The organism is Lacrimispora sp. (genome assembly GCF_046972725.1).
Classification (GTDB): Bacteria; Bacillota; Clostridia; order Lachnospirales; family Lachnospiraceae; genus Lacrimispora.
This window is the reverse complement of record NZ_JBKVXF010000005.1, coordinates 276,303-299,282: the sequence shown is the minus strand read 5'-3', so window position 1 is coordinate 299,282 and position 22,980 is coordinate 276,303. Positions and strand designations below refer to the sequence as shown.

The following is a 22,980-nucleotide window of genomic DNA, read 5'->3' as shown; positions in this document are numbered from 1 at the left end:
GTTCAATCTTCTGTTTTCAAAGTGCTTTTTGTGTTGTCTGCTTCAACAGCAACTCGTATATCTTATCATGTGGTCGCTTGTTTGTCAACAACTTTTTTATTTTCTTTTTCACTGTTTTTCGACAGCTGGTATATAGTAACATATCTTCACGATTGTGTCAACTACTTTTTTACTGTCTGTTTTGAAAAAGGGATCATTTGGAATTAAGCGGAGAAAGAGGGATTTGAACCCTCGCGCCGGTTGCCCGACCTACACCCTTAGCAGGGGCGCCTCTTCGGCCTCTTGAGTATTTCTCCGTAGTTCATATCTTCCATATGATGCGTTGTTCAAGTATTAGCTTTCCCAGACGCATTGACAATTATACAAAATATATATCGACTTGTCAACCTATTTTTTGATTTATTTCTTCCTGAATCTTGTCGTGGACAATTTCTGCTAACTGGGTGGTTTTTGTCTTTTGGTAATCCTCCGCATAGAGTGGTTTTAAGAAGCATACCTGCACCTTCTGCTTTTTGGAGGATTTCTCATCAAAGGGTTTGAAACAGTCAATGAGGGCGACAGGAACAATCGGACATTTTGCATTAACGGCACTTTTAAAGGTCCCTCCCTTAAAGGGCAACAGGTTGTTTCCTTCACGACTGCGGGTTCCTTCAGGAAATATTACATAATTTTTTCCTTTTTTTACGTTTTCCGTCATCTGAATGATAATATCCATTGAGGCTCTTATATCCTTACGGTCTATGAAAAAGCCGTTAAGGGCTTTTATTACCTGTTTTACCAGAATAAGATTGGAAGCTTCCTTTTTTACAACCACACTTAATGGGTTGGGACAGGCTTCCATTAGCGCAAGTACATCAAATAATCCCTGATGGTTGGGAAACAGGATAAAACCATTTTCAGCGGGAAGATTCTGAATTCCATGAACTTCTACTTCTACCCGGCCGGAACGATTTACTGTTTTTACCACATTTCTGATGTAATCATACCGTTCCTTGTCGGTATGTGTATCACCCGGCAATCCAAATTTCCAGATCCGGTAAAACCATACCGGTACCCGAAACACATTTTTTATTACCATATAGACAATGCGGTTCATATTTATTCCTCTCTATAGGCTTCAATGGCAGTTTCATATAGATTGTTTCCCTTGCTGTCTATAACAACGATTACAGGAAGATCCTTAACTGTAAGGCGTCTGACGGCCTCGGTTCCCAAATCTTCATAGGCAATTACTTCTGATTCTGTGATGCATTTGGATAAAAGGGCGCCGGCGCCTCCTACTGCTGCAAAATATACCGCTTCATTCCTGACCACTGCTTTAATGACTTCACTGCTTCGTTTTCCTTTGCCGATCATGCCGCCCATTCCCATATCAAGAAGGGTTGGGGTATACTTATCCATACGGCTTGAAGTGGTTGGGCCTGCCGAACCGATGGGACGGCCTTCTCTGGCAGGCGATGGGCCCATGTAGTAAATGGTATTTCCTTTTATGTCAAAAGGAAGGGGCTCGCTGCGGTCAATAGACTCCATCATTCTCTTATGGGCAGCATCTCTGGCTGTGTATATAGTTCCTGTCAGGTAAACGTAATCTCCGGATTTCAGTTTTCTGACATCCTCTTTGCTTATAGGAGCTTTTATATGATAATCCATGGTTTCCTCCAATTCAGTTTCATTAATTATATGATACGGTGAGCATGTCTGTTCACATGACAGCAGATATTAACCGCAACGGGAAGTCCTGCGATATGGGTAGGATAGGTTTCAATATTTACGGAAAGAGCCGTAACACTTCCGCCAAGTCCTCCTGGCCCGATTCCCAGCTTATTTATTTTTCCTAGCATTTCTTCTTCCAGTTCTCTCACATATGGAATCTCCGGTTTTTCATTTAGATCCCGTGTCAGGGCATGCTTTGCCATCTGGGCACATTTTTCAAAGCTTCCGCCAATACCAACACCCACTACCATAGGAGGGCATGCGTTGGGACCGGCTTCTTTGACGGTTGTAAGAATGGCTTCCTTTACTCCTTCCAGTCCATCTGCCGGTTTTAGCATAAAAATACGGCTCATGTTCTCACTTCCAAAGCCTTTCGGAGCTACTGTGATATCAATTTTATCACCGCTTACAATTTCGCAGTGAATGACTGCGGGGGTATTGTCATTTGTATTGATTCGTTTGATGGGCTCTACTATCGATTTTCTTAAATAACCTTCCACATAACCTTCTGATACTCCCTGGTTAATGGCATCGGTAAGATTTTTACCTTCTATATGTACATCCTGGCCAACTTTTATAAAGATTACTGCCATCCCGGTATCCTGACAGATGGGGATCATGTCTTCTCCGGCAATCCTTAAATTTTCTTTCAGCTGGCAGAGGACTTGTCTGCCCAAATCTGATTTTTCACTTTCTACCGTTTCATAAAATACAGTCTTCATATCTTCAGACAGCACATGATTTGCTTCGATACACATCTCTTTAATATTTCTTGTTATTTCCTCACTGCTTACAGTTCTAATCATGGTTACCTCCAGGCAAAGGGATATTAATAATCTTTTTTTATCATAAATGATTCATATAATGAAATCAAGTCAAAAAAATAATGGCAGGTATGATGTTATTCTTCATCCCCTGCCATCATTTTAGCATTCAGCCGATTACGAATCAATTGTTCCTGTATATCTTTGATGGTGATCTGTTCCATTCTGCTTCTGCACAGCTCATTTAATTCGGCATACATCTCATCCATCACTCCAGACATCCCGGAAGCTACCATACAGGGAAGATTTTCATCTCCTGATTTCCATGAAGATGATACAAAGCTTACATCCAAAGCATCGCAGATTTGCTTTAAATTAACCGTTGAGGGATCCTGGACCAGATGATATCCTCCCTCCAGACCTTCCTTCGTTTCAATAATTCCGGCTTTTTTTAGCTTTGCCATGACTTTTCTGATTCTGGCCGGATTGGTACAGACATTGGAGGCCAGTTCTTCACTGGACGTTGTGGTTTGTCTCTGGTTTAAATAAACCACTCCATGGACGGCTACTGCAAATTCACTTGTCATACTTATCCCCCGTTCTCACGATCTTCCTATGACTTTTTTATCTGTAATCATTATGGTTTCAGTTTGTATCTTACCAAATTTGACACCCCCTTGTCAAGGGACTGTACTTAAAAAGGTCCGGCCTTCTGAATGCCAGGAGCCGGACCTCTTTTTTATTTTTATTCTGCTTTATTTTCGATACGGATTATGACACTCTTTATGACCTTATCCTTCATCTCTAAGATGGTATAATTGTTTTTCCCATCCTCCAGTTCCAGAGGCATCTGGGATTCTTTTGGAATAAAGCCTAAAATTTCGATTAAATACCCTGACAAGGTATCACAGGAGCTTTCGATTTCTTCATGAAGAACCTCCTCGATATCATACAGGGAAATACTGCCGGAGGCTTTATAGACGCAAGGTTCCACTTCAACTAACTCCGGTTCCGTATCCTCGTATTCATCATGGATATCCCCCACGATTTCTTCGATCAGATCCTGCATGGTTATGAGTCCGGATACTCCGCCGTATTCATCAATTAAGATTGCCATATTCTTCTTATGCTTCTGCATATCCAAAAACAGGTCATCGGTCTTTTTATTCTCCGGAATAAAATAAGGTTTCTGCAGAATAGGACGAATATCAATATCCGCAAGTTCATTCTTATTCATCTGGATTGTAAAGTCCTTCATGGATAAAATACCGATGATATTATCAATCTCTTCATCATAAATTGGGATTCTGGAATGGCGGCTGTCCAATATCTCATTCAGCGCCAGCTCCAGGGGCTGATTAATATCCACTGCAATCATATCCTGACGCGGAATCATGATCTCTCTGGCCACCTTATCATCAAAAAGAAATATTGATGTGATCATATCCTCTTCGATCTTGTTGAATACTCCGCTTTCACGTCCGACCTGGAGCATGGAACGGATTTCCTCTTCGGATACTTCTTCTTCTAAATTGTCTGTCTTCATGCCAAGAAGCTTTAATACTCCGTTGGTTGAAACGGAAAGAAGCTTTATAAAAGGCGCCAAGATTCTGGAAATGATATAAATGGGGCGGACTGAAAATAAGCTGAACCATTCTGCTTTCTGCAATGCAATCCTTTTTGGTATCAATTCTCCAAAAACAAGGTTAAAATAAGACAGTATAATAGTCACCGTCACCATAGCAATGCTCTGGCCATAGGGAATTCCATATGCTTCAAACGTTCCACCAAGTATCTGAGAAATACCGGTCGCTGCCGATGCACTGGAAAAGAATCCTGCAAACGTAATGGCTACCTGGATGGTCGATAAAAAACCGGTAGAATCTTCTGATAGCCTTTGAATCAATGCTGCCTTTTTATTCCCGCCATCAGCTAACCTCCGAATCCTGTTTTTATTGACCGATACAACAGCCATCTCTGCCCCTGAAAAAAATGCGTTCATTATGGTGAGGGCTATTAATAATAAAATCTGTGCGGCGATCTTAGCCGCGCCCGGGTCACTCTCCAACCTTTTGTTCCTCCTTTTTCCGGACTTTTTCCATGCAGTGGATTCCTGCATGATTTCATGAAAGAATAAAGACTTTGATCGCAGTAAAATATATTGCTGCTCTCAAAGTCTTTTACCGCTCTATATTATTGCCTTGAATTATAATATAAAAAATTAAATTTTACAAGAGGTAATGTATTAAGATTTTATTCCTCACTGTTACCTGTGTCTTCCGCTTCTTCAAAATCTTCTGGAAGTTCTGAATCCAGTTCTTCCAACTCCTCATCAGTCTTGCTTCCGTCATCCCGGACTTTTGCAATACTTGCTACCCGGATATCTGAATCCTGTTCAATATTCATAAGCTTTACACCGGAGGTATTTCTTCCGATGACAGAAATATCATTGACAGAAATACGGATTACAATACCTTCTGTGGTGATAAGAAGAAGGTCATGGTCATCTTCAACCAGCTTTGCTCCAACGATATCACCGGTTTTTTCAGTGATCTTATAGCACAGGACTCCTTTTCCGCCTCTTCTTTGCGGGGAAAATTCTTCGATTGGTGTGCGTTTGCCCATTCCGTTTTCGGAAACAATAAGAAGTTTTGGTCCCTGGGTCTCCATCTGCATACCGATGACCTGGTCATCATCATTTAATTTCATTCCAATGACACCCATGGATACACGGCCGGTCACCCGGACATCTTTTTCATGGAACCGGATACACTGTCCCTTTTTCGTTATGAGGAAAATATCATTGGTATCGTCGGTTGCCTTAACCTCAATGAGTTCATCATTTTCACGAAGGACAATGGCCTGAAGACCGTTCTTACGGACATTGGCATATTCCATCATCGGGGTTTTCTTAACCATACCGTTTCGGGTTGCCATGAATAAGAACTTTTCATCATCGTATTCCTTCATCGGTATGATGGCTGTAATGCTTTCACCTGGAAGCATCTGAAGAAGGTTTACAATGGCTGTTCCCCTGGCTGTCCGGCTTCCTTCCGGTATCATGTAGGTCTTTAACCGGTATACCCGGCCAGTATTGGTAAAGAACATGAGATAGTGATGGGTGGTGGTCATCATCAGATCTTCGATATAATCCTGGTCGATGGTCTGCATTCCCTTGATTCCCTTGCCTCCGCGGTTCTGGTTTTTGAAATTGTCTATAGACATTCTCTTAATATAACCAAGCTTCGTCATGGCAACAATGGTGCTTTCATCAGGAATCAAATCTTCCATGGACATATCGTACTCGTCAAATCCGATAGAGGTTCTTCTGTCATCTCCGTATTTTGCGGAAATGACAGAAATCTCTTCTCTGATCACTGCCAGAAGTTTTTTCTCATCTCCAAGGATGGCTTTTAATTCTGCGATCCTTGCTTCCAGTTCTTTGTATTCATTCTCAAGCTTTTCCCGTTCCAAACCGGTCAGCGCGCGAAGACGCATATCTACAATGGCCTGGGACTGGGCGTCACTTAACTGGAACCGGCTCATAAGTTCTGCTTTGGCAATCTGGATATTTTGTGAACCACGGATGATTTTAATGACTTCATCAATGTTATCCAGTGCAATAAGCAGACCTTCCAAGATGTGAGCTCTCTCTTCTGCCTTGTTTAAGTCGTAACGGGTTCTTCTTGTTACAACTTCCTTCTGATGATCCAGATAATAGTTAAGCATCTGAAGAATGTTAAGTACTTTTGGTTCCAGCACCCCGGCTTTGTTCTTCACCAGAGCCAGCATGATCACTCCGAAGGTGTCCTGAAGCTGGGTATGCTTGATCAACTGGTTTAACACCACGTTGGCATTGGCATCACGGCGAAGTTCAATGCATATTCTCATACCGGAACGGTCAGACTCATCTCTTAAATCTGTGATTCCGTCTACCTTTTTATCTTTCACCAGCTCTGCGATCTTTTCGATCAGGCGGGCCTTATTGACCATGTATGGAAGTTCCGTAACGATGATACGGCTCTTTCCGTTTGGCATTGTCTCAATGTCACTGACTGCCCTGACACGGATTTTACCTCTTCCTGTGCGGTAGGCTTCTTCAATCCCTCTTTTTCCCAGGATGGTTGCTCCTGTGGGGAAATCCGGTCCTTTGACGATTTCCAGGATTTCTTCCATGGTGGTTTCTCTGTTTTCCTCCACCTGGTTATCGATGACTTTTACAACTGCACCGATGATTTCCCTCAAGTTATGAGGAGGAATATTGGTAGCCATGCCGACGGCAATTCCTGATGTACCATTTACCAGAAGATTGGGATAACGGGATGGTAAGACGTCTGGTTCTTTTTCCGTTTCATCAAAGTTCGGGCTGAAATCAACGGTGTCCTTATTGATGTCAGCGAGCATCTCCATGGATATCTTGCTTAAACGGGCTTCCGTATATCGCATGGCGGCGGCACCGTCTCCATCGACAGAACCGAAGTTTCCATGGCCATCCACTAAGGGGTATCTGGTGGACCACTCCTGCGCTAAATTTACCAGTGCACCATAAATCGAACTGTCACCATGAGGATGGTACTTACCCATGGTATCACCGACGATACGGGCACATTTACGATGCGGCTTGTCGGGACCGTTATTAAGCTCAATCATGGAATACAGAACTCTTCGCTGAACCGGCTTTAAACCGTCTCTTACATCAGGCAGAGCTCTGGAAACAATGACGCTCATGGCATAATCGATGTACGATTTTTCCATGGTCTTTTTTAAGTCCACGTCATGAACTTTATCAAAGATATTTGGTTCCATTTTATTTCCTCCAATTAAACATCAAGATTCTGTACGTATTTGGCATTCGCTTCGATAAATTCACGTCTTGGCTCTACCTGGTCTCCCATAAGGGTAGTAAAGGTCAAATCCATTTCAGACTGGGAATCTTCATCCATATTGACTCTTAAAAGCACACGTCTTTCCGGGTCCATGGTAGTTTCCCAAAGCTGCTCTGCATCCATCTCTCCCAATCCTTTATAGCGCTGGATCTTATTATTGTTATCCCTTCCAATCTCTTTTAAGATGGAATTTAACTCCTCATCGCTATATGCGTACCAGACTCTTTTACTTTTTTCAACCTTATAAAGGGGCGGCTGTGCCAGATATACATGACCTTCTTTGATCAAATTAGGCATAAACCGATACAGGAAGGTTAAAAGCAGGGTACTGATATGGGCACCATCTACATCGGCATCGGTCATAATGATTATTTTATGGTATCTTAGCTTGCTGATTTCAAAATCATCATGAATACCGGTGCCGAATGCGGTGATCATGGCCTTAATCTCTGCATTGGCGTATATTTTATCAAGTCTGGCTTTTTCTACGTTTAAAATCTTACCGCGAAGGGGCAGGATTGCCTGCGTGTTTCTGGAACGCGCTGTCTTTGCGGAACCGCCCGCACTGTCTCCCTCTACGATGTAGATCTCACAGTTTTCCGGATTTTTGTCGGAACAGTCTGCAAGCTTTCCCGGAAGAGCCATTCCTTCAAGAGCTGTCTTTCTTCTTGTTAAGTCCCTGGCTTTTCTGGCTGCTGCCCTGGCCCGCTGTGCCATAATGGATTTGTCACAGATGGTTCTTGATATCCCGGGATTCTGCTCCAGATAATAGGTCAGCTGTTCACGAAGCAGGTTATCTACCGCACCTCTGGCTTCGCTGTTGCCCAATTTCTGCTTGGTCTGTCCTTCAAACTGAGGTTCTTCAATTTTGATACTTATAATGGCAGTAAGACCTTCTCTGATATCCTCACCGGATAAATTGGTCTCACTCTCTCTGAGAAGTTTATTTTTTCTCGCATAGTCATTTAAGGTGGTGGTTAAGGCACTCTTAAATCCGGCTAAATGAGTTCCGCCTTCCGGAGTATTGATGTTGTTTACAAAGCTGTAGATATTCTCTGTATAAGAATCATTATGCTGCATGGCGATCTCCACATAAACGCCATCCTTTGTTCCCTCACAGTAAAATACCTGATCATAAAGGGGAGTCTTTCCCTTGTTCAAGTAGGTGACAAATTCTTTGATTCCACCTTCATAGTGGAAGACATGCTCATGCTTATCTTCTCTGTCATCTTTTAAAACAATCTTTAAATTCTTGGTTAAAAATGCAGTTTCCCGAAGACGTATTTTCAGGGTATCATAATCATAAACCGTATCTTCAAAAATGTCTTTATCCGGAAGGAAGGTTACCTTTGTTCCGTGTTCCTCCATTCCGCATTCCCCTATAACCTTTAAAGGATACATGGTCTTTCCTTTTTCATAACGCTGTTTGTAGATCTTTCCCTCCTGGCGGATCTCAACTTCCAGCCATTCGGACAGAGCGTTTACGACGGAAGCACCTACTCCGTGAAGACCACCGGAAACCTTATATCCGCCGCCGCCGAATTTACCTCCGGCATGAAGAATGGTAAATGCCACTTCAACTGCCGGAATTCCGGCCTTTTTCTGGATGCCTACCGGAATTCCACGGCCGTCATCCTGAACGGTTATGGAGTTATCGGGATTGATACTTACCTCTATGCTGTCACAGTATCCGGCCAGAGCCTCATCTACCGCATTATCCACGATTTCATATACCAGATGATGAAGACCCCGGATGGACGTACTGCCAATATACATTCCGGGTCTTTTTCTTACTGCTTCAAGCCCTTCTAATATCTGGATTTGATCTGCACCATATTCTTGACTCATATTTCCACGCTTCCTCCTGAATCGTTAATTTTCACTTCCTACGGTACCATTTACTACCCGAAATATCTTATCAATGGGAAACCGGTTATTTACAAAGTCTTCCAGTCCCGTACAGGTAATAATGGTCTGTATGTGATTAATCCCTGCCAGCAGCTGATTCTGTCTGCTGTTATCCAGTTCAGACAGCACATCATCAAGCAAAAGGATCGGATAATCATGTACAATATTTTCTACCAGTTCTATTTCTGCAAGTTTTAAAGACAAAGCAGCGGTTCTTTGCTGTCCCTGGGAACCAAACCGGCGTATGTCGATTCCGTTTACAATAAAACTCAAATCGTCCCGGTGGGGACCTGTTAAGGTAGTTTTTTGTTTTAAATCCTGTTTCCTGCTCCGTCTTAATATATCTTCAAACGCATCTGCCTCTACATTTGGTTCATAAAGAATGCGAAGAGATTCTCTGTCACCGGAAAGGGTTCGGTGGATGGGTTCAATGATCCCTCCCAACCGTTCGATGAATTCTTTCCGGTAATAAATGATTTCTTTTCCATACTGGATCAGCTGCATATCCCATATGTCCAGTGTTTCCTCATAATCAGGCCTGTATGCCAGATCTTTTAACAGCTTGTTTCTCTGTGTTACGATCCGGTTGTATTGCACCAGGGAATGAACGTATAGCTTATTTAGCTGGCATAATTCCAAATCGATGAACCTGCGCCTTTCTGCCGGCCCGTTTTTTATGAGATTTAAGTCTTCCGGAGAAAAAAACACAACATTGACAATTCCAAACAACTCACTGGCCTTCTTTATGGGAACGCCATTCACTGCCACACCTTTGGTCCTGTTTTTCTTTAAATGCATGTCAATCCGGTACGGGATATCTTTTTTTCTGATATTTAGCTTGATATGCGACTCATCCCTGTCGAACTGTATGATTTCTTTATCTTTGCTGCCTCTGTGGGATTTTGTCGTAGCACAGACATAGATTGCTTCCAAGACATTGGTCTTTCCCTGGGCATTGTCCCCATAGAGTATGTTGGTTCCCTGGCTGAAATCCATATGTAATTCTTCATAGTTGCGGTAATTCTTAAGCTCTATCGATTCAATCCTCATGGAGTTTGTAATTTCCTCTCTATTGTCCATGCTTTCTGAACATAAAGGTATGCCAGTAAGGCGTTATTCGATATTGATGGTATTGCCTTCAAAGGTAACGGTATCTCCGGATCTGAGTTTTTTACCTCTTTGATATTCTGTTTCGCCGTTGACCGATACAAGGCCATCCTCAATCGCATATTTGGCGTCAACACCTGACCCAACCAGACCTGCAGCCTTTAAGGCCTGGCCCAGTTTGATATATTCACCTTTCAGTTTGATTGTTTCCATGAGTTCTCCATTCTCTTATACAGATGCTGCATTAAAGTTGACAGGCAGAATCAGATAAATGTATTTTCCTTCCTCATCCCGGATAAAGCATGGGGATTTTGGATTTAACATATAAAGTGTCACTTCTTCATCATCAATAATCCGCAGAGCATCAATCAAAAACTTCGGATTAAAGCCAATCATAATATCGCTTCCTGTCTTATGAGTAGGAACCTCTGCATTCATGGATCCAAAGCTGGAATTCATCTTGAGCTGCATTTCCTGATCTACGATGTTAATGATCAACGGCTTTTTATCGTTTTCGCGAACCAGAATGGTTGCCCGGTCAAGACAATCCAAAAGTTCCCGTTTATTAACGGTGGTCTTTGTCTCATAATCGCTGGAAAGCATCTGGTCAATGCGGAAGTATTCTCCTTCGATCAGACGGGAAACTACAATTGTCTGGTCAAATTCAAATAAAATATGGTTTGCTCCAAAGAATATCAACACTTCTTTTTCATTGTCTCCGCCAAGAATCTTGCTGACCTCACTTAGAGTCTTGCCAGGAACAATGACTTTTATATCATGGTAGTCATCTTTTAATTCAATATTTCTTATAGAAATGCGGTGACCATCCAGAGAAACTACTTTTAACTGGTTTCCTGTTACCTGAAAAAGCTCTCCGGTCATCATCTTATTGCTGTCGTTAGGTGCAATGGAAAAGATGGTCTGACGGATCACTTCTTTTAAGGAGAACTGGGATAAGCAGATGTAATGATCCCGTTCAATGTATGGAAGATAAGCGAATTCCTCTCCATCCCGTCCCTGGATATGGAAAACTGAATTTTCACAGGAAATGGTGGTCGTGAATTTCTCGTCACTTTCAATGGTTACAAGGGAGTCTCCCGCAGAAGAGAGTTTTCTAACGATTTCGGATAGGAGTTTTGCTTCTAATGCAATCTTTCCCCTGTCCAGGATGGTTCCTTCCACTTTGGTTTCAATACCAAGCTCCATGTCATTGGCGGTAAGCTTAATCTCAGAACCGCTGGCATCAATAAAGATACATTCAAGGATGGACATGGTGGTCTTGCTGGGGACTGCCTTTAATACAATGTTAATGCCGTTTAAAATAGCATCCTGCTGGAATGTCAGTTTCATAATTGTTGATAACTCCTTTGCTCTAGAAATTACAATAAATAGATGGATGATATAATTAAATTCCGTCGTATTAGTAGTAGGGGCTGTGGGTTTGTGTAAAAGCCCTGATAACCTTTATAAAGGCTTGGATTTCTGTGTTTATAATCGTGTGAATAACGTCCACAGAACTTAAGGAAAACTTTCAAGTTATCCACAAGATGATGAGAAACGAATGGAAAGCCCTAATTATCCACAGGAAATGAACAGTTCATACACACATTATTGTGGATTAATCTTCTTTTTTAAGATCTCAATGGTATTACTTAAAGATTCATTCTTATTGATGTCGTTGGTAATTTTATCAATTCCATGAATGATGGTGGTATGGTCCCTTCCGCCAAGAAACTTTCCAATCATCTGTAAGGGGGTTCCAACCATATCGCGGCATAGGAACATCACGATCTGGCGGGGGTAAACGATTTCCTTATTACGCTTTTGGGAACAGATATCAAGTGGAGTTAGTCCGTAATGATCTGCAACCACCTGAATGACAAGTTCCGGTGTAACTTCCCTTTTATCATTTGGAGAAATAATATCTTTTAAGGCTTCTTCCGCCAGTTCCACTGTAATTTCCTTATTATCAAGGCGGGAAAGTGCAACGATCTTTGTTAAGGCACCTTCCAGCTCCCTGATGTTGGATTTGATGTTCGTGGCTATGTATTTGATTACTTCGTTGTCGATGTTATAACCTTCCATTTCCTCTTTTTTACGGAGGATGGCCATCCGGGTCTCATAATCCGGGGACTGTATGTCCACAGTCAGACCCCACTCAAACCGGGACCGGAGCCGTTCTTCCAGAGTTTCAATCTCCTTTGGAGGTTTATCGGAGGAGATGATGATCTGCTTCTTTGCTTCGTAAAGAGCATTGAAGGTGTGGAAAAATTCTTCCTGCGTACTTTCCTTACCGATAATGAACTGAATATCATCAATCAGAAGTACATCGTTGGTACGGTATTTTTCACGGAATTCTGTAGGAGAGAAGTTGTTTTTATTTCGAATCGCGTCAATCAGCTCGTTGGTGAATTTTTCACTGGTCACATAAAGAATCTTTGCATTGGGATTATTCTTCAGGATAAAATGTCCTATGGAATGCATTAAGTGAGTTTTTCCCAGACCAACGCCTCCGTATATAAAAAGAGGATTGTAGATTTCACCAGGGGATTCCGCCACTGCCAGGGAGGCAGCATGGGCCAGATTGTTATTCGCACCGACCACAAAGGTATCAAAAATGTACTTTGGATTTAAATTGGCATTAATAATCGCAGACTGGTTGACCGGGTTTCCTGTATTTTTAATAAGAGAATTTTCAGCAGGAGCTGGGGAAGCTTCCTTTTGAATCTGATTTTCCACAACAAAATCCACGCTGCATTCAAAACCAGTCACTTCCTCAATGGTAATCTTTAAGAGGAACCCGTATTTTTTACGGATATATCCCAGAAATTCCACATCCGGTACTGTGACGATGACTTTTTCACCATCCACAGCATGAACTTTTAGGGGAAGAAGCCAGGTTTTGAAAGAAACGTCTGTAATTTCATGCTCTTCTTTTAAATTCAATAAGATTTCGTCCCATTTTTCCTTTAACTTTTCTAACATTGTATGTCTCCTACATCTATAAAAATGCAAATATGCGCATTTGCCCAATCTACTGTTCATTCTATACTATTTTGAAATATATTTCAATGACATTAGTAAAAAATTGTGGATAAGTGTGTGCAGAGGATGTGTATTGCTTGTGAATGATATGTTGATGACCATCCGGGAAGGAAGTTGTCCACAAAAAGAGAAGTTTTTAAAACTTCCCTTATTCACATTCTGGAAAACTTTTATTTATCGGGGATGAGAGGACATGCTTGTGAACAAATGGGGGGTTATCAAGATAGTATCAAGATAGTTTTCCACAAGTTATCCCCACTTTGTTGATAACTTTATGTAAATTAACAAATTTCGTGTGAATTTGAGGACATGGATTGACGGAAGCCTTTGGCGGCAGGTATAATGCAAAGGTAACTAGTTGCATTGTATCTTATCATAAGAACAGTAGCACAGGAGGTATAAGATGGACATTGAGAACAAAACCCGTAACCTGGTACTGGCAGCCGTATTCGTTGCCATTATCGTAATCCTGGCATTTACGCCCTTAGGATATATTCCACTGGGATTTATGAACGCCACCATTATCCATGTTCCGGTCATAATTGGAGCCATTATTCTTGGACCAAAATATGGCGGTTTTTTAGGAATGGTGTTTGGACTGACCAGCTTGTGGAAAAATACCTACATGCCTAATCTGACATCCTTTGTATTTTCACCGTTCATAAAGGTGGGAGAGTACGGCGGTAATTTTGGGAGCCTGATCATTTGTATGGTTCCGAGGATTTTAATTGGTATCGTATCGTATTACGTGTTTCGGGCAGTGCTTCACGGATTTAAGGACAAAAAGGGAAAAAGAACCATTGCGCTGGCGGCAGCTGGGGCGGCCGGATCATTAACCAATACACTTTTGGTAATGAATCTGATTTATTTTCTTTTTGGAAAAGAGTATGGACATGCTGCCAAAGGGCTGACGGAGGGAATCTATTCGGTAATTATTGGAATAATCTGCATCAATGGAATTCCTGAGGCGATCGTGGCCGGAATTTTGACGGTGGCGGTTTCTCAGGCATTATTTAAAGTGATGAAAAGATAGGTTATATTAGAAACGGCTCCTCTTGAAATTTAAGGGGAGCCGTTTTTTATGGTATTATATTTACTTTTAATGATATCTTAAATCAGAGCTGCGGTTATGATTGACATTTTATAAACTTCGTCAGCATTGCATCCTCTTGATAAGTCGTTAATCGGCGCGTTCAGTCCCTGAAGGATGGGTCCGAAGGCTTCAAAACCACCTAATCTCTGTGCAATTTTATACCCGATATTTCCTGCATTGATATCAGGGAAAATAAAGACGTTGGCATTTCCTGCAACGGGAGAACCGGATGCTTTTGTTTTGGCAACTGTTGGGGAAATAGCAGCATCGAACTGGAGTTCTCCATCCACCGGGAAGTCCAGGTTCATGGATTTTAATTTATTGGCAGCGCGGTTTACCTTATCAACGGATTCGCCTTTTCCGGAACCCAGTGTGCTGTAGGAAAGCAGGGCAACCTTTGGATCAATGGAAAATGTCTTTGCTGTACGGGCTGTCTCATATGCAATTTCAACCAGTTCATCATCTGTGGGGTCAAGATTGATGGCACAATCTCCCATAGCGTACATTTCATTTCCGCCTTCTGTCTGGCGGTAAAGGATAAAGCAGCTGGAAACGATCTTACTTTCTGGTTTTGTTTTGATTAACTGTAAGGCAGGTCTTACGGTATCAGCGGTGGAATAGGTGGCTCCTCCCAGCAGACAGTCGGCTTTTCCCATCTTAACCAGCATGGTGCCAAAATAATTGGATTTTAAAAGAGCAGCACGGCAGGCAGCTTCATCCATCTTTCCTTTTCTCAGTTCCACCATCTTTGATATCATTTCTTCAGTTTCATTATAGTGAAGAGGGTCGATCTTTTCAATTCCATCGACAGGCCATCCACATTTTTTTGCGGAATTTTCAATTTCTTCCGGGTTTCCTAAAAGGATGGGAGTTAAAATCCCTTCCTTATAAAGCCTGCTTGCAGCTTCCAAAATTCTTGGGTCTGTGCCTTCTGTAAATACAATCTTTCGTTTCTGGTTTTTCAGCGCAGCAATCATAGATTCGAACATATTCATTTCCTCCGTATTTATTTTTCTGTTTATGAGTTTTGTAGTTCAATGATTATGATAGAAATACTTTGCCCATTACTTCAAATATTATCTCAAATCCAATCGGATCACAACCAGTTTGGTAAAATTTAGTATAATAATTTTTAAAACAATTTAGGATTTGAATAATAATTCGTAATTAATGGGCTGATAGAAGTTCAGCAAAGTTTTAAATCGTTTTGTTTGATGTGGCACTTGAAATGATTTCTACAATTTCTTTCTGATACTTCAGCCAATTATCCGGAGAGGAAACAAAAAGTGTTATTACGTAATATTTATCAATTTTCTTACAGGTAATATAATAATAGGTTACAACACCTTCATCCGCGTTAGAAAATAGAGCCTGAGAGGTATTAGAGTCAAGAACAGGAAGAACCGTATCAGTGACAGGCTCTAGCATATATTCTTCGGAATATTGTCTGGCTGTTTCTTCTATAAAGAACAGCTCATCTACGGTGTCGTCAAAATCTTCCTGTCTGTAATCATACGACAGAAGAGTCAAATCGTTGTAATCAGAGCTTAAAAACAGATCGGGGTTTTCATATTCCGTCTGTACATAATATTCAGGAACTGTATAGGTAATATGGCCGTCTTTGGTGGTTACTTCATAGGTGGCAGCTTCCGGCACATCAGTTGTATGTAAAGAGGGTGAAGTTAATTCAACAGAAGATGATGTGGTACGTTCGGTGTATAAATAAAATGTATAAAGTCCTGCAAATATAGCGGAAGCAAGTAAAATATTGATGACAATTGATAGGAACAGAGAAAGTCCGCTGGTTCCTCCCTGCTTTTTTAAATATACAGCCGCATCTTCATTCCTGTATTGGGAAGCTGTTTTTATAGCTGTATTGCATTTGCTGTAGTACCAGTAGTTTGCATATACGCCTGTTACAACGTGAGTGATGATTCCACCAAATGGTATGATAGTGGATGCAAAAGAAGCAATAACGGAAAGAAATGCGTATAAATACATTTTACGATATGCCAGCCAGTAATAAGGAAAGAGAAAGGCAGCCCAGTTCCAGCTGGAAAAAGAGCCGTTCGGGCTCTGGTTTTCCCACTTCTTTTTATAATAATAATAATTGTTACCTACAAACATTTCAGCAGCCCAATCTTCCCAGGTTCGTTGTTGGTTTTCCATTTATGATCTCCTTTAAATGAAGTGAATTAACCCAATGACATCGCATGGATTTCTTCATTATAACAGCAAAACATGACAAAATATGGCATTATGTAAAAAATTGACGTCTTCATGTAAAAAATAGCAAGATTTTTATAGTAGGGCTTTTTAAATGGTTTTTGGGAGTAAGGATTTCTGGTAAGATGATCTCTTTTATGCCTTTTCTTTCAGCCAGAGGGTGTCGTCTTTTTCTCTTAATGCGTAGAAGACAGGACGTTCCTTTAAATGTTCATTTGGGGTGTGCAGCGTGAGATATGGGTCATTGTTCATATTTTGAAAAATCATACCGTGGCCGCCGTCTTTTTGAAAGAGAAGTCTGTTATCCTGGACCCATCTGCCTGTGATATCGCCGTTATCGGAATAGGCAAGGGCTTCTGTGTACCCTTCTTTTCCAAAGCTTGACCATAGAAGGAGCAGGCGGTTGTGTTCGGTACGGTAGAGAAATGGGCCGTCTGTTACATAATGAGTTCCGGGTCTGTTCTGCGGCGTGATGGGAACTATCCATCCAGCAGCTTCTGAGGCGTGGAAGAGGACAAACGGCTGGGAAACGGCTTTTGTTAAGTCTTTGCTGAGTTCAACAGCGCAGATGGCCCCATCAGAGATCTGGACCCATTCGTGTACAAAGACCATGTATGGAGTTTTGTTTGGACTTAAATAAAATGTGCCGTCAATGCATTCCCAATCGCCTGGAGTAATTTGCTTTTTGCTATGTGGGGTAAATGGTCCAAGCGGATTTGAGGCTTTTAAAATTGCAGTTCCTCCATGGACTTTACTGTCTTTAAAGGTGGCAAACATATAGTAGGAACCGTTGTACTTATGAACTTCCGGTGCCCAGCAGTTTTTATCGGCCCAGAAATCTTGCGGTTTGTGAAAGACTTCAAAAGGCCCTTCCCAGTTCTCCATGTCTTTGCTGGTATAGCAGTCAAAGCCGTCGGCTTCCATCCAGCAGGTATCTGCTCTGGTTCCATATAAGTAGTAAGTGCCGGTGTCCACCAGGACAAAGGGGTCTCTGATGTTTATATCTTGATGTTTCATGAAATGGCTTCCTTTCTTTGGGTGATTGTAGGTTTTGCTGATTTTATTATAATATGGTGGGGGTAGAAATGATAGGTGTTTTAGAGGTGGTGGGGATGTATAGAGATGAAAATAGTGATAGGTTAGGTTATGGCAACGCCTTTGGCACAATTTTTTTATTGGTTGTTAATGTTAACTCTGGATGGAATGGATTGCAAGTCATTTCTGGATTTGCTTTCAAGAGAAGGAAAGTCAGAAAAAAGGGACTACAGTAAGAATATTTTTCACCCCCCTGTAACCCCTGGCAGCCTTATTTTACCATAGAACCAGTTTGATGTAAATTCATGGTTCACCATGAACCATGGGGCAGATGAACCAGTTAAATTTCTGGTGGAACAGAATAAATAGACCACTTTCGGTTTGCCCTCTATCGCAAAATATTGCCCCTGTGTGACCTTTAAAACCAATGGTGGAACATGTATGCCATTCAGGCAATAAAACACCTAGTTGGGCAAATTTGAAAAACATAGAAATTTCCTTTTGCGCCTGACAACTGTTTGGATTGCTATTGTTTCCTGTTCGTCTTCCGGTTGTTTTTTCAGAAAAATGTCGCATATAGACCAATTTTTAATATCCCTCAAGTTGCACAATCGCAACTATTTATAACTTCCTGAACTATAAGATTCTCACCCTATTTTACTCCAAAAGCAGGGATGAACCATGGGGTCGAAAAGGATGCAGGTTAAAGGCAGGTGCACCTTACGGCGCTCCAGCCAGTTTAAAGCAGCCGGCAATGGCGACTGCATAAGGATTTGAGATAAAATTTTTCTTATTTATTAGGTAGCTGTCAAAAAGGATAAAATCACCCATTAGGTAGCTGTAACAACTCTGAAATCAGCCAAGTTAAAGTTTTTTTAAGGTGCCTGTGTAGGTACACCAAATAGATATCGCACATCAGTTTGGAGGTTTACAAAATCTTTCGATCACTCCAAAATTCTTTTTATATCTTAATTAATTTGTTGAATAAATCTCTCTAAGACCTTTTTTGTTGCTAGACCACTTTCAGGAATTAATTGTAAAACTCTTTCAATAACTTGATTAGATGCAATTTTACTTTTATTATCTTTACCGATTATCTCACAAAGTGCATCAATACACATTACAAATAGTTCTTCATCTTTAGTATCAATAAGCTTCAAAATAATATTCAATTCTTCATCTCTCTTATTATCACCAAAGCAGTATACCAATCTTTTTTTCCAAATAATATTTTTTTCATCAATCCGTTGTATTAGCTTTGACCAATCTTCTTCTTTAAACTTATTTAATAACTGGCAAGCATATTCAAAACCAACATCATACCAATAATCATCTGACGAGTTTTCATCTGAAAATTCAACTAAATATTCGTCTAATTTATTATACATATTCTATAGTCCTTTTCTAAAATTTATGGATTTATAGGTTCAAATCCTGGTGTGGGTTTACCACCTACTGGATAACCAGATAATACCTGTTCTCCCTGCTTAATTACATCGATTTCGACACCATTAACAATACCTCTATGTAAAGTCTGCCCATCTAATGGCCTTATTCCAATAGGAGTACTATCTGCCACATCCTGAATTGCACTAATAATTGCATCATCTGACCAATTATCAGGAAAGATAGTGCTTGTCTTTAGTCTAGAAACATTACCATCAGGAAATTGCTTATAGAACTTAACCACCTTTGTGCCATCCGCATTTATTTTTACTTCTTCTACAGCAAAGATGGGGCTATTATTATTAACAGCATTTGGAGAATGTCCACTTATTACCTTATTACCAGTTCCAATTCTTTGTCCCTCTAAGATCTTTGCTTCCATCTCAGGGGAAATATTACTAGTAATATTCCCCGCCCCCTCAGGTGGAGTACTGAGATATCTGACGAACGGTAAAAATTCGTATTCATTTTAAAAAAGTATAGCACATCTTCGTGCTATTTTTAAGGAAAAAATTACTGTTCTTCTTCTCGAGTCGGTTCCCGGTATTCTATCTTATTTTTCATCATTCCGTAAACTATGTTTACCAAACGACGCATAATGCAGACCAGTGCTTGAGATTTTGTCTTTCCTTCACCTATTTTCCGCATATAATAGTCATAAAATTCTGGGTGATTGGGTGCTCCGTTCTTTGGTCTGGACACCATGGTTACTGCCAGGAAATAAAACAGCCCATGCAACTGGCGGTTTCCCTGTCTGGAGCTTTGTTCCTTCCCTTTTCCGGCAGAACTGAACTTTACAGGAGCAACTCCTGCGAATCTTGCCAGCTTATCAGCATTGGAAAATCTTCGAATATCTCCGATTTCTGCAATCAGCTTACTAGCAATAGAAGTTCCAATTCCGGGTATACTGGTCAGTTTATAATCAAAACTAAGCAGGATCTTCTCGATTTCTTTATCAAGCCCTGCCAATTCTTCTTTCTGATGTTCCAAGTCTCTTACCAGACTTGTTGTAATAAAATCTCTGGATTCCTGGTATTCCCGAAAGGTATTTCCATCATTCTTGACACAATCCAGAATCAATTCCGCTTTATCCTTCTTGATAATACGAGATATTTCCTTAAATTCGATGGTTAGATCCTCTGCCGTCTTTTCCTGCAAATGGACAGGGGACGGGTAGGTCTTCCAGAAATACATGGCACATTTTCCTTCTATCTCGCTGAAGAACTTACTGTAGCTAGGATATGCTATGGATATCTGCTCATGGAGTCCATTCTTAAAGCGAATACCGTCTTTCACCAGTAAATCTCTCCGATTTACTAATTGAGCCAGTGTCCATTCATTATCTTTTGGTTTTGCATCCGGCAAAGTATGTAACTGGTTAATCAAAACCGTTGCCACACAATACGCATCATACTCATCATTTTTACGGAGCATAGGTGCACTTTTTCTCTGGTCATAAGCAAGCGCCGGATTAATGTCTTTTACAATGTAACCTTTTTCAATTAGCCAGACAGCTAAACTACTGCCATAGCCGTATGCATTCTCCAATCCGTAAATGGGGTCAAGCCCAAGATGATTGGATTTTCTGTTTACCTTTTCTGCCAGCTTTTTAAATTCACTGGGCTTGTTTTCTATGACGACAACCTCTAACTTCTCATTCCAGCAGTTCACCATCACTGCAGTATGACTTTCCTTATGCAGGTCAATCCCCACATAAAGCAGATTTTCTCTTTTCTGCATACGTGAAATGTCTTTCTTCACGTTACTCTCACCTCCAGATCTTGTTTCCAACCAATCAGTTCCCGTACCGGCAACCTCAGATGACAGCATTAACTCTTTATGAGTCCGCAAGGGGGCGACAGCCTATCTACAACAAACCAATAGGTGGATGTACAAGTTATTTCTTTTATTGGTTGTTGATGTTAACTCTGTATGGAATGGATTGCAAGTCATTTCTGGATTTATTTTCGGGAGAAGGAACGGCAGAAAAAAGAACAGAAAAGGGAGCTACAGAAAGAGTATTTTTACCCCCTGTACCCCCCGGCAGCATCATTTTACCATAGACACAGTTTGATGTAAATTCATGGTTCACCATGAACCATGGGGCAGATGAACCAGCTAAGTTTTTGGTGTAACAGAATTAATAGACCACTTTCAGTTTGCCCTGTATCGCAAAATATTGCCCCTGTGTGACCTTTATAACCAATAGTGGAACATATATGCCACTCAGACAATAATACACCTCGTTGGGCAAATTTGAAAAACATGGGATTTTCCTTTTGCGCCTGATAACTGTTTGAATTGCTATTGTCTTTTGTTCGTCTTCCTGTTGCTTTTTCAGAAAAATGTCGCATATAGGCCAGTTTTTCATATTCCTCAAGTCGCATAAGCGCAATCATTTATAACTTCCTGAACTATAAGATTCTCGCTCTATTTTACTCCAAAAGCAGGAGGAACCATGGGGTCGAAAATGATGCAGGTTAAAGAGCCGGGGTCAAAAACTTCCCCGGCTCGGATTACATCAGCCCGCAATGCGGACTGAAAGGACTTTTTCATGGGGGTCGGATTCCTGGCATTGGGGTCGTAACCGGGGTCGCACTTGCAGAAAAGCACCATTTACACAAATAAACTACGGTGTCAGTAACGACTTCAATAACCCCTGACCAATAATACTTGACCTCGTCTAATCTCTTTGTCCAAATCAAGGCACCTATCTTTAGTAGTTTCTGATATCGACTTTCTGAAAGAATTTCGGTAGCATATGTTCTCAAAGGAGGGAAGCATTATGACCGAACCGGAATTACTGGAAATGTTTATTCAGGAACGTATCAACATGTTAATTAATGCATTTCATAAAAACCAGCCCGAGAAACCTGACCAGGAAAAAGAACGGATTCTACAGGCGGAGAATTTCATTGAACATTTGCCCAATAAAGAGAAAGAGTTGATTGAATATTACATTGATTCATTCACAAATCTTTTTTCCTTAGAAGAGAACTTTTTGTATCAGCATGGATTTATGGATGGAATAAAAATCCTTAAATATATTTATAAATTATAGACTAGTAAAAAAGCCTAGAATACAACATAGCTCAGTCTTATTCTATTTTTTTCATGGGACTGAGCAAGGTGTTTAGTCCTCGATTACCGAAACCATTTTCTTAATATCAGGCTCCCATTCTGTAATAATCTCAACAATATAGTTCTTTGAAATTATTACATAATGTTTTAGCTCTAAATATTCATAAAGGCTATCACCAATCTTCTTAACAAAGGTATCAAATTCTCCCCCAGTTACCTGATAAATTACATTAGCAAAACCTATCTTTCGGAAATGCTCAACATGTTCATCTTTAAATAGATTGTTAAGTGCTATGCCCTCGTCTAACATTCTAAAAGCTGTCACTGCGCCGAAATCTAGCTGTACTTTAAATCCAGCCGAAATAAGATTAATTATTAATCCTTTTTCCTCCCCATTCTCTAATAATATTTCATACTGAGCCTTGGGAATCTTATTTTCAAAAACTTCTTGCCATTTTTCCATCTAAATGCCCTCTCTTTAATATCTTATCTTATAAATTTTTTTACTTGATATTTTTATTTCTAAAGTAGAACCTCCGGTTTTACTTCCAGGCCTAGCTACAACTTTTGTTCCATCACTTAAAGTTCCAACTTTTCCTGAACCATATTGAGTTTGAATATCTTTAACATTTGATGGGTTTAATGCTTCAAAATCCTCCAATGTTTTTTTAAATCC

23 protein-coding genes and 1 tRNA gene are annotated in these 22,980 nt (G+C 40.7%); 3 read left to right on the top strand and 21 right to left on the bottom strand.

The window, feature by feature from the left end:
• Positions 1 to 208 precede the first annotated feature (208 nt).
• From ACLTWA_RS17105 to dnaA, 12 genes are all read right to left on the bottom strand, one after another.
• Positions 209 to 296: transfer RNA gene (locus ACLTWA_RS17105), tRNA-Ser, on the bottom strand.
• 86 nt (positions 297 to 382) lie between these two features.
• Positions 383 to 1,096 carry a lysophospholipid acyltransferase family protein gene (locus ACLTWA_RS17100; RefSeq protein WP_412329098.1) on the bottom strand — a complete coding sequence of 238 codons (714 nt, stop codon included), beginning with the start codon at positions 1,094 to 1,096 and terminating at the stop codon, positions 383 to 385.
• A gap of 2 nt (positions 1,097 to 1,098) precedes the next feature.
• Positions 1,099 to 1,662: a Fe-S-containing hydro-lyase gene (locus ACLTWA_RS17095; RefSeq protein ID WP_412329097.1), complete on the bottom strand. Its 564-nt coding sequence runs from the start codon at positions 1,660 to 1,662 to the stop codon at positions 1,099 to 1,101.
• 14 nt (positions 1,663 to 1,676) lie between these two features.
• Positions 1,677 to 2,519 (bottom strand): fumarate hydratase, encoded by an 843-nt coding sequence (locus ACLTWA_RS17090; RefSeq protein ID WP_412329096.1) that lies wholly within the window; start codon positions 2,517 to 2,519, stop codon positions 1,677 to 1,679.
• A gap of 95 nt (positions 2,520 to 2,614) precedes the next feature.
• Complete coding sequence (locus ACLTWA_RS17085) at positions 2,615 to 3,064, bottom strand: RrF2 family transcriptional regulator (RefSeq protein ID WP_412329095.1); 450 nt, start codon at positions 3,062 to 3,064, stop codon at positions 2,615 to 2,617.
• 158 nt (positions 3,065 to 3,222) lie between these two features.
• Positions 3,223 to 4,545, bottom strand: coding sequence for a hemolysin family protein (locus ACLTWA_RS17080; protein ID WP_412329094.1), 1,323 nt, complete (start codon positions 4,543 to 4,545; stop codon positions 3,223 to 3,225).
• 185 nt (positions 4,546 to 4,730) lie between these two features.
• Positions 4,731 to 7,283, bottom strand: coding sequence for a DNA gyrase subunit A (gene gyrA / locus ACLTWA_RS17075; RefSeq protein ID WP_412329093.1), 2,553 nt, complete (start codon positions 7,281 to 7,283; stop codon positions 4,731 to 4,733).
• Positions 7,284 to 7,297: 14 nt separating this feature from the next.
• Positions 7,298 to 9,211 carry a DNA topoisomerase (ATP-hydrolyzing) subunit B gene (gene gyrB, locus ACLTWA_RS17070; protein WP_412329092.1) on the bottom strand — a complete coding sequence of 638 codons (1,914 nt, stop codon included), beginning with the start codon at positions 9,209 to 9,211 and terminating at the stop codon, positions 7,298 to 7,300.
• 24 nt (positions 9,212 to 9,235) lie between these two features.
• Entirely contained in the window at positions 9,236 to 10,321 is a 1,086-nt protein-coding gene (recF, locus tag ACLTWA_RS17065; RefSeq protein WP_412329091.1) for a DNA replication/repair protein RecF, read from the bottom strand.
• 63 nt (positions 10,322 to 10,384) lie between these two features.
• On the bottom strand, positions 10,385 to 10,591 hold the full coding sequence (locus tag ACLTWA_RS17060) for an RNA-binding S4 domain-containing protein (RefSeq protein WP_412329090.1): 207 nt from the start codon (positions 10,589 to 10,591) through the stop codon (positions 10,385 to 10,387).
• A 15-nt stretch (positions 10,592 to 10,606) separates the two neighbouring features.
• Positions 10,607 to 11,728, bottom strand: coding sequence for a DNA polymerase III subunit beta (dnaN, locus tag ACLTWA_RS17055; protein WP_412329089.1), 1,122 nt, complete (start codon positions 11,726 to 11,728; stop codon positions 10,607 to 10,609).
• Between the two features lie 258 nt (positions 11,729 to 11,986).
• Positions 11,987 to 13,363 carry a chromosomal replication initiator protein DnaA gene (gene dnaA, locus ACLTWA_RS17050; RefSeq protein WP_412329088.1) on the bottom strand — a complete coding sequence of 459 codons (1,377 nt, stop codon included), beginning with the start codon at positions 13,361 to 13,363 and terminating at the stop codon, positions 11,987 to 11,989.
• Between the two features lie 463 nt (positions 13,364 to 13,826).
• Between dnaA and ACLTWA_RS17045 the strand changes: the two genes are divergently transcribed.
• Positions 13,827 to 14,456 (top strand): ECF transporter S component, encoded by a 630-nt coding sequence (locus tag ACLTWA_RS17045; RefSeq protein WP_412329087.1) that lies wholly within the window; start codon positions 13,827 to 13,829, stop codon positions 14,454 to 14,456.
• A 77-nt stretch (positions 14,457 to 14,533) separates the two neighbouring features.
• Here the strand turns inward: ACLTWA_RS17045 and pta are convergent, their stop codons facing one another.
• From pta to ACLTWA_RS17030, 3 genes are all read right to left on the bottom strand, one after another.
• Entirely contained in the window at positions 14,534 to 15,505 is a 972-nt protein-coding gene (gene pta / locus ACLTWA_RS17040; RefSeq protein WP_412329086.1) for a phosphate acetyltransferase, read from the bottom strand.
• Between the two features lie 208 nt (positions 15,506 to 15,713).
• A complete protein-coding gene (locus ACLTWA_RS17035) occupies positions 15,714 to 16,685 on the bottom strand; it encodes a DUF2628 domain-containing protein (RefSeq protein ID WP_412329085.1) in 972 nt (323 codons plus the stop codon).
• A 192-nt stretch (positions 16,686 to 16,877) separates the two neighbouring features.
• Positions 16,878 to 17,759, bottom strand: a complete 882-nt coding sequence (locus tag ACLTWA_RS17030; protein WP_412329084.1) for a glycoside hydrolase family 43 protein — start codon at positions 17,757 to 17,759, stop codon at positions 16,878 to 16,880.
• Positions 17,760 to 17,827: 68 nt separating this feature from the next.
• On the opposite strand from ACLTWA_RS17030, the gene ACLTWA_RS17025 reads away from it, so the two are divergent.
• The gene (locus ACLTWA_RS17025; RefSeq protein WP_412329083.1) at positions 17,828 to 18,013 is read left to right on the top strand and encodes a hypothetical protein; all 186 of its coding nucleotides are present in this window, start codon (positions 17,828 to 17,830) and stop codon (positions 18,011 to 18,013) included.
• 732 nt (positions 18,014 to 18,745) lie between these two features.
• Here the strand turns inward: ACLTWA_RS17025 and ACLTWA_RS17020 are convergent.
• The 4 genes from ACLTWA_RS17020 to ACLTWA_RS17005 all read right to left on the bottom strand — a co-directional run bounded on the left by ACLTWA_RS17020 (position 18,746) and on the right by ACLTWA_RS17005 (position 21,622).
• Positions 18,746 to 19,165: a hypothetical protein gene (locus tag ACLTWA_RS17020; RefSeq protein ID WP_412329082.1), complete on the bottom strand. Its 420-nt coding sequence runs from the start codon at positions 19,163 to 19,165 to the stop codon at positions 18,746 to 18,748.
• Positions 19,166 to 19,188: 23 nt separating this feature from the next.
• Complete coding sequence (locus tag ACLTWA_RS17015) at positions 19,189 to 19,605, bottom strand: EndoU domain-containing protein (RefSeq protein WP_412329081.1); 417 nt, start codon at positions 19,603 to 19,605, stop codon at positions 19,189 to 19,191.
• Positions 19,606 to 19,736: 131 nt separating this feature from the next.
• Positions 19,737 to 20,984, bottom strand: coding sequence for an IS110 family transposase (locus tag ACLTWA_RS17010; RefSeq protein WP_412329080.1), 1,248 nt, complete (start codon positions 20,982 to 20,984; stop codon positions 19,737 to 19,739).
• A 320-nt stretch (positions 20,985 to 21,304) separates the two neighbouring features.
• The gene (locus ACLTWA_RS17005; RefSeq protein WP_412329079.1) at positions 21,305 to 21,622 is read right to left on the bottom strand and encodes a hypothetical protein; all 318 of its coding nucleotides are present in this window, start codon (positions 21,620 to 21,622) and stop codon (positions 21,305 to 21,307) included.
• 386 nt (positions 21,623 to 22,008) lie between these two features.
• On the opposite strand from ACLTWA_RS17005, the gene ACLTWA_RS17000 reads away from it, so the two are divergent.
• Positions 22,009 to 22,284 (top strand): hypothetical protein, encoded by a 276-nt coding sequence (locus ACLTWA_RS17000; RefSeq protein ID WP_412329078.1) that lies wholly within the window; start codon positions 22,009 to 22,011, stop codon positions 22,282 to 22,284.
• A 72-nt stretch (positions 22,285 to 22,356) separates the two neighbouring features.
• Here the strand turns inward: ACLTWA_RS17000 and ACLTWA_RS16995 are convergent, their stop codons facing one another.
• Together ACLTWA_RS16995 and ACLTWA_RS16990 are read right to left on the bottom strand one after the other, a co-directional pair.
• A complete protein-coding gene (locus ACLTWA_RS16995) occupies positions 22,357 to 22,767 on the bottom strand; it encodes a hypothetical protein (protein WP_412329077.1) in 411 nt (136 codons plus the stop codon).
• Positions 22,768 to 22,782: 15 nt separating this feature from the next.
• A complete protein-coding gene (locus ACLTWA_RS16990) occupies positions 22,783 to 22,965 on the bottom strand; it encodes a hypothetical protein (RefSeq protein ID WP_412329076.1) in 183 nt (60 codons plus the stop codon).
• Positions 22,966 to 22,980 lie beyond the last annotated feature (15 nt).

Coding starts and splice junctions, on each gene's coding strand:
- ACLTWA_RS17060 (WP_412329090.1), bottom strand. CDS start 10,591: ATGGAAACAATCAAACTGAAAGGTGAATATATCAAACTGGGCCAGGCC.
- ACLTWA_RS17020 (WP_412329082.1), bottom strand. CDS start 19,165: ATGTATAATAAATTAGACGAATATTTAGTTGAATTTTCAGATGAAAAC.
- dnaN (WP_412329089.1), bottom strand. CDS start 11,728: ATGAAACTGACATTCCAGCAGGATGCTATTTTAAACGGCATTAACATT.
- ACLTWA_RS17045 (WP_412329087.1), top strand. CDS start 13,827: ATGGACATTGAGAACAAAACCCGTAACCTGGTACTGGCAGCCGTATTC.
- ACLTWA_RS16995 (WP_412329077.1), bottom strand. CDS start 22,767: ATGGAAAAATGGCAAGAAGTTTTTGAAAATAAGATTCCCAAGGCTCAG.
- ACLTWA_RS17000 (WP_412329078.1), top strand. CDS start 22,009: ATGACCGAACCGGAATTACTGGAAATGTTTATTCAGGAACGTATCAAC.
- ACLTWA_RS17015 (WP_412329081.1), bottom strand. CDS start 19,605: ATGGAAGCAAAGATCTTAGAGGGACAAAGAATTGGAACTGGTAATAAG.
- ACLTWA_RS17005 (WP_412329079.1), bottom strand. CDS start 21,622: ATGATTGCGCTTATGCGACTTGAGGAATATGAAAAACTGGCCTATATG.
- gyrB (WP_412329092.1), bottom strand. CDS start 9,211: ATGAGTCAAGAATATGGTGCAGATCAAATCCAGATATTAGAAGGGCTT.
- recF (WP_412329091.1), bottom strand. CDS start 10,321: ATGAGGATTGAATCGATAGAGCTTAAGAATTACCGCAACTATGAAGAA.
- ACLTWA_RS17085 (WP_412329095.1), bottom strand. CDS start 3,064: ATGACAAGTGAATTTGCAGTAGCCGTCCATGGAGTGGTTTATTTAAAC.
- pta (WP_412329086.1), bottom strand. CDS start 15,505: ATGTTCGAATCTATGATTGCTGCGCTGAAAAACCAGAAACGAAAGATT.
- ACLTWA_RS17025 (WP_412329083.1), top strand. CDS start 17,828: ATGATAGGTGTTTTAGAGGTGGTGGGGATGTATAGAGATGAAAATAGT.
- gyrA (WP_412329093.1), bottom strand. CDS start 7,283: ATGGAACCAAATATCTTTGATAAAGTTCATGACGTGGACTTAAAAAAG.
- ACLTWA_RS17030 (WP_412329084.1), bottom strand. CDS start 17,759: ATGAAACATCAAGATATAAACATCAGAGACCCCTTTGTCCTGGTGGAC.
- dnaA (WP_412329088.1), bottom strand. CDS start 13,363: ATGTTAGAAAAGTTAAAGGAAAAATGGGACGAAATCTTATTGAATTTA.
- ACLTWA_RS17090 (WP_412329096.1), bottom strand. CDS start 2,519: ATGATTAGAACTGTAAGCAGTGAGGAAATAACAAGAAATATTAAAGAG.
- ACLTWA_RS17100 (WP_412329098.1), bottom strand. CDS start 1,096: ATGAACCGCATTGTCTATATGGTAATAAAAAATGTGTTTCGGGTACCG.
- ACLTWA_RS17035 (WP_412329085.1), bottom strand. CDS start 16,685: ATGGAAAACCAACAACGAACCTGGGAAGATTGGGCTGCTGAAATGTTT.